Here is a 4,701-nt window from a genome sequence, read left to right as displayed (position 1 = left end):
CGCAGCAGGCGGCGGAGGGCGGCTTCGTCGCCGGGTCCGGCCAGGCGCACCCGCAGCGGCTCGGCTCGCCGGGCGGCGGGTGCCTCGGCGTGGGCCGTGTCGGCGTGAAGGGTGCCCGGGATCATGAGGCGGCCTCCAGCAGCTCGCCCCGGAAGGTCGCGTCGCCCAGCGGCAGGCCGTTGCGCCCCTCGATGTCCCACTGGTGCAGGGCGTTGATGGCCACGAAGTTGGCCATCATGTAGAGGGTGGCCCGGTTCACTCGCTGGCGCCCCCGGGCCAGGATGCTGCGCCAGGCGTAGAAGCGCCGCCGCGCCTGGACACAGTGGTGCTCCAGTGCCTCGGCGGACATCCCCTTCGGGTGGAAGGGCACCATGTTGTAGCGGTAGGCGTCATCGAGCCACCAGCGCTCGAAGCGCAGCCGGCCTGCCTCGCGCAGGCGCGCCTCCAGCGGGGTGCCGGGGAAGGGGGTGATGTGGTTGAAGGCGGCGATGTAGAGGCCCTCCTCCTGGGCGAAGCGCACCGTGGCGTCGATGGTCGCCGCCGTGTCGGCGTCGTAGCCGAAGATGAAGGTACCGTAGATGCGGATGCCGTGGCGGCGGAAGTTGGCCAGGGCCTGGCGAGGGCCGCCGTGCATCAGGTTGAAGCGCTTGTTCATCTCGGCGAGCCCCGCGGGCTCCAGGGACTCGAAGCCCACCAGCACCCCCTGGCAGCCGCTTCTGCGCATCAGCTCGAGTGCCTCCTCGTCGAAGGCCACGTTGATGCTGGCCTGGCTCACCCAGCGCAGCTTGAGCGGGATCAGCGCCCGCATCAGGGCCTTGGCGGCCGCCAGGTTGGAGACCAGGTTGTCGTCGATGAAGAACACCATCTGGCCCCGGCGGCGTACCCGGGCGAGCTCCTCCAGCACCCGCTCGATGGGGCGGTGGGACTGGCTGGCACCGAAGAAGGCGGTGATGGCGCAGAAGTCGCACTTGAAGCGACAGCCCCGGGCGAACTCCACCAGGCGGATGCCCAGGTAGCGCTTGCCGGCAAAGATCGAGCGGTCGGGGGTGACGGTGAGCGCCGGGCGCCCCTCGGCGCGGTAGACCTTCTGCGGCCGGCCGTGGCGGTAGTCGTCGATCAGCTCGGGGAAGGTGCGCTCCGCCTCGCCGATCACCAGGGACTCGCAGTAGCGCCCAACCTCTTCAGGGCAGAGGGTGGCGTGGAAGCCGCCCATCACTACCGGCACCCCGCGGCGGCGATACTCGCTGGCGATCTGGTAGGCGCGCCGGGCGGTGTAGGTCTCCACGCTGATGGCCACCAGGTCGGTGGGGGCGTCGTAGGCGATGGGCTCCAGGCGGTCGTCGAAGAAGCGCTTCTCGACCCCCGGCGGGGTCAGGGCCGCCAGCATGGCCGCCGGCACCGGCTCCATCTGCCAGGTGCGAATATAGCCCTTCATGCCGGCGCGGCGCCCCACGCAGGGGTGGATGAGGGTGAGGTGGAAGGGGCGGGCGCGGCTCATCGCTCTTCGCCCTGTGCGCCCTGACGGTGCAGCAGCCGGCCCAGGCTCGGCGGCTCGATCATCCAGTCGCAGGTGTAGAAGCGCTTGAGCTGGTGGGCATAGCGCCGGTAGCCGTAGTTGGTCAGCGCGGCCACGTGCCAGGGCGCGGCGGTGCGGCGCAGCCGTCGGGCGATATTGGGCCAGGAGTAGACCTGCTTCCAGGCCGCCTCGGTGCCGTGCTCGAGCTCCTCGACGCTCATCCTGGCCGGCTGGAACACCACGTGCTGGCCGTCGTAGCGCTCCCAGTGGCGATGCAGCAGCCGGCCTTCGCGCTCGAGCCGCCGGAACAGCGGGGTGCCGGGGAAGGGGGTGAGGATGGCGAAGCGCGGCAGGTCGATGCCCGCCTCCACGGCGAAGCGGGCGGTGCGCTCGAAGACGTCCGGCTCGTCCTGGTCCAGGCCGAAGACGAAGCAGCCCTGCAGGGCGATGCGCCGCTCGTGGAGCCGCTCCACCACCCGGGCGTACGCCTCGGGGCGGTTGAAGCCCTTGCGCGACTCGCGCAGGCCCGCCGGCGAGATCGACTCCAGCCCCATCAGCAGCCCCCGGCAGCCGCTCTCGGCGGCCAGGTCCAGCAGCGGCAGGTCGTCGGCCAGCAGGGTGGTGGCCAGGCCGTACCACTGGATGCCCAGCGGCCGCAGCGCGGTGAACAGCCGTCGGGCGTAGTGTCGGTCGGCGATCAGGTTGAGGTCGACGAAGATCGCCTTGCGGCTCTTCATGCGGCGCAGGTCCTCGACGATCGCCTCGGGCGGCTTCTGCAGCGGGCGGCGCCCCCAGGCGCTGGGCACCACGCAGAAGTCGCAGGTGTGGATGCAGCCGCGGCTCGCCTCGAAGACGTGGGGCGTCAGGTAGCGCCAGCGCGGCAGCACCGAGCGGTCCGGCAGCGGCGACTCGGCCAGGTCCAGGTCCGGCGCCTGGTCGTAGCGCGCCGCCAGGCGCCCGGCCACGAAGTCGTGCAGCAGCCGGGGCCAGCTCTGCTCGGCGTAGCCCACCACGATGGCGTCGGCGTGGGGCGCGGCGTCCTCCGGGGCCAGGGTCACATGGGGGCCGCCCAGCACCACCGGGATGCCGCGGGCGCGGAAGGCCGCGGCCAGGGCGTAGGCGCGAGTGGCGGTGCCGGTGATCACCGTCATGCCGACCAGATCCACGTCGAGGTCGGTGTCCACCTCCTGGATCCCCTCGTCGAGGCAGGTCAGCTCGATGTCGAGCGCCTTGGGTACCAAGGCGGCGAGGGTCGGCAGGGTCAGCGGCATGTAGCGAAGGCTCTGGCCGAAGAGCGGGCCCTTGGGCGAGATCAGCGCCACCCGGCGGCGGCCGGCGCCGCGACCCGGTGCGGGGGGACTACCTTGAGGGGCAGGCGACATGCATCGAGCCTCCAGAGTGTGGCGCCGGGACTTGCCGATCACCGGCATCTGACGGATGATTTAAAAACACCGTTCGATAATTAGCCTAGCTCAGATTCAGCGGCTGGCAAGGGCGAGATCGAACCGAGCCTTCACGGGACCCGGAGGAGAGACATGACAGAGCCACGCGAGCCGACCGCCGAGACGATGTCTCAGCGCGACCGCTACCCCGACGCCCTGCGCGCCGGCGCCCTGCTGGTGGTGGTGCTCGGCCACTGGCTGGCCACCCTGCCGCGCCTGGAGGGGGGCTACCTGGTGGACAGCGACGGCCAGCGCCAGCTGCACTGGTGGGCCGGGCGCGCCCTGGCGCTGGCCCGGCCCACGGTGACCTACCTGGCGGTGCTGGCGGCGGTGGCGGTGATCTCCCGCCTCGTGGAGGGCCGCTTCCTGGCCCCCTTCAACCACTCCCTGACCATCCACCTCTGGTTCCTGCTGATGCTGCTCGGCGTCCAGGCGCTGCTGCCGCTCTCTGTGCGCGCCGACCGCCGCCTGGGCCTGCGCGCCGTCTGGCTGCTGGTGGCGATCGCCGCGCTCATCGACCTGCTGCGGGCGAGCCCCGGCTCGCCGGCCGACCTGCTGCGCCTGGGAGAGCTGGCCACCGAGCAGGCCACGCTGCTCGGCTGGGTGAACCTGCTGGTGGTCTGGCTGCTGCCCCAGCAGCTCGGCATCGCCTGGCGGCACGGCCGCTTTTCCGGCACCGGCACCGGGCTTGCGCTGATCAGTCTGGGGCTGGTGTGGCTGGGCGCCACGGTGGGCTCCGGCTATCCGCTGGCCATGGTGGACGGCGAGGTGGGCGGGCGCAGCAACCTGCTGCCGCCGACGCTGGCCCTGGTGGGGGTGATGTGGCTGCAGGTGGGGGCGGTGCTGGCCGGCGAGGGGCCGGCGCGGCGGCTGCTGGCGCGCCGGCCGATCCGCCGTGCGGTGGCGATCCTGGGTGCCCTGGGGATGCCGCTCTACCTCTGGCACAAGTTCGCCGAGCTGCCCGCGGCCTGGCTGGGCGAGCGGCTCGGCGCCCCCATCGACGCCGGGGTGCCCGGCGAGCCGGGCTTCTGGTGGGGGCGGCTGGTGTGGCTGCTGCTCTGCCTGCTGATGGTTACCCCGGTGATGGCCGCGGTGGTGGCCTTCGAGATGCGCCGCCGGCGGGACATCGTCTCGGCCACCGCCGGCCGCGCGGTGGTGGGTGGCGGGCTCGCCCTGTTCGCCGGGATCCTGGCCAGCATGGCGCTGGGCGCGCTGCCCGGGGCGCTGATCGGCCTGGTCGGGGTGGCGGCGGCCTCCTGGCTGCTGCGGGTCCACCCTCAGCCGCGCTGAGCCGCGGCTCAGGTGGGCCGTTCGGCCTCGGCGGCCTGCCGGGCCCGGGCGTCCAGCCGCCGCCAGACGGCCTCGCGTTCGGCCGCCGGCATGCTCGACCAGCGGGCGATCTCGTTGCGGGCGCGGCGCTGCTTCACCGCCTCGCGGATCAGCTCGCGCAGCCGCGCCAGGGCGTCCTCGCGGTTCTGCTCCTGGGTGCGGAAGCGCTGGGCCTTGATGATCACCACGCCGTCCTGGTTGATGCGCTGGTCGGAGAGCGCCAGCAGGCGCTCCTTGTAGAAGGGCGGCAGGCTGGAGCGCTGGATGTCGAAGCGCAGGTGGATGGCCGTGGCCACCTTGTTGACGTTCTGGCCGCCGGCGCCCTGGGAACGGATCGCGTTCAGCTCGATCTCCCAGTCGGCCAGCTCCACGGAGTTGGAGATACGCAGCATGGGGCTCCCGGTTGAGGCAGGT

At 72.3% G+C, this 4,701-nt stretch carries 4 protein-coding genes; 1 reads left to right on the top strand and 3 read right to left on the bottom strand.

Features of this window, described 5'->3' with window-relative positions; translation table 11 throughout:
• Positions 1 to 121: 121 nt before the first annotated feature.
• Together J5F18_RS18505 and J5F18_RS18500 are read right to left on the bottom strand one after the other, a co-directional pair.
• Positions 122 to 1,498: a radical SAM protein gene (locus J5F18_RS18505; protein WP_346299992.1), complete on the bottom strand. Its 1,377-nt coding sequence runs from the start codon at positions 1,496 to 1,498 to the stop codon at positions 122 to 124.
• Positions 1,495 to 2,898 (bottom strand): cobalamin-dependent protein, encoded by a 1,404-nt coding sequence (locus J5F18_RS18500; protein WP_346299991.1) that lies wholly within the window; start codon positions 2,896 to 2,898, stop codon positions 1,495 to 1,497. Before J5F18_RS18500 ends, J5F18_RS18505 begins: the two co-directional genes overlap by 4 nt.
• Before the next feature lie 153 nt (positions 2,899 to 3,051).
• Here J5F18_RS18500 and J5F18_RS18495 point away from each other — a divergent pair, with 153 nt between their 5' ends.
• Positions 3,052 to 4,248 (top strand): hypothetical protein, encoded by a 1,197-nt coding sequence (locus J5F18_RS18495; RefSeq protein WP_346299990.1) that lies wholly within the window; start codon positions 3,052 to 3,054, stop codon positions 4,246 to 4,248.
• Positions 4,249 to 4,256: 8 nt separating this feature from the next.
• On the opposite strand, the gene arfB is transcribed toward J5F18_RS18495, so the two are convergent.
• Positions 4,257 to 4,679 carry an alternative ribosome rescue aminoacyl-tRNA hydrolase ArfB gene (arfB, locus tag J5F18_RS18490; RefSeq protein ID WP_346299989.1) on the bottom strand — a complete coding sequence of 141 codons (423 nt, stop codon included), beginning with the start codon at positions 4,677 to 4,679 and terminating at the stop codon, positions 4,257 to 4,259.
• Between the last annotated feature and the right edge of the window lie 22 nt (positions 4,680 to 4,701).

Source organism: Halomonas sp. BM-2019 (assembly GCF_017584085.1).
The sequence above is the reverse complement of the archived record's forward strand: the minus strand, read 5'-3'. Positions and strand labels throughout refer to the sequence as shown.